Source organism: Mycobacterium sp. E2327 (assembly GCF_001672675.1).
In the GTDB taxonomy this organism is placed as follows: domain Bacteria; phylum Actinomycetota; class Actinomycetes; order Mycobacteriales; family Mycobacteriaceae; genus Mycobacterium.
In genome coordinates this window covers 1-681 of sequence record NZ_LZKE01000088.1, presented here as the reverse complement: position 1 = coordinate 681, position 681 = coordinate 1, and the positions used below count along the sequence as shown (strand labels likewise).

1 protein-coding gene is annotated in these 681 nt (G+C 66.1%); it reads right to left on the bottom strand.

Annotation, left to right across the window (positions count from 1 at the left end):
• The gene (locus tag A5712_RS32675; RefSeq protein ID WP_068100165.1) at positions 1–621 is read right to left on the bottom strand and encodes a TetR/AcrR family transcriptional regulator; all 621 of its coding nucleotides are present in this window, start codon (positions 619–621) and stop codon (positions 1–3) included.
• Positions 622–681: the final 60 nt, after the last annotated feature.

Below are 681 nucleotides of genomic sequence, written 5' to 3'. Positions count from 1 at the left end.
TCAAGGATCTCGTTTTGATCGGCGTTGCGCTGTGGACGCTCGGCGACTCGCTCGCGGCTCGAAAAGCGTTCCCCTGAGCAGCTTTTTGGCCGACGCCAGCGTGTCGGCGTACGCGTCCGCGGTCAGGTTGGCCGACCGGTCCGTCAGCCCACGGGCCAGCGCGTAGATCGCGTTGACCGCGGCGCCCGGGTCGGTATCGGGCGACAGCGCTCCCCGCGCCTGAGCGTCCCGGACGATGTCATCGATGGTGTCGCGCAAGCCTTTTAGTCCGGCATGCCCGCGCATCGCGCGTTCGAACGCGGCCAGGTGCGGATACTCGCGCAGCAACCTGTCCAGCTCGTCCAGCATCGCCTCGAGGCGCTCGACGACGTCATCGGAATGCGCCGCGGCGGACCGCACCCGTGGCAACGCGATCTCGTCGATCTCCCGGACGGTCGCCGTGAGCAACTCGGACTTGTTCGGGAAATAGTGGTACAGGCTCGCGCTGGTCATGTCGGCAGCCTTGGCGATCTCCCGAATTGTCGCCTGGGAGTAGCCCACCTCCCCCACGCACCGCATGGTGGCGACGATTATCCGCTGGCGAGTCTCCTCGCCGCTGGCGCCGACCGGGCGACCTAGCATGCCGTCGAATATAATCGAACGATCAATTAATATCCGGTTCCTGCTCGGAGGTGCGCCCGC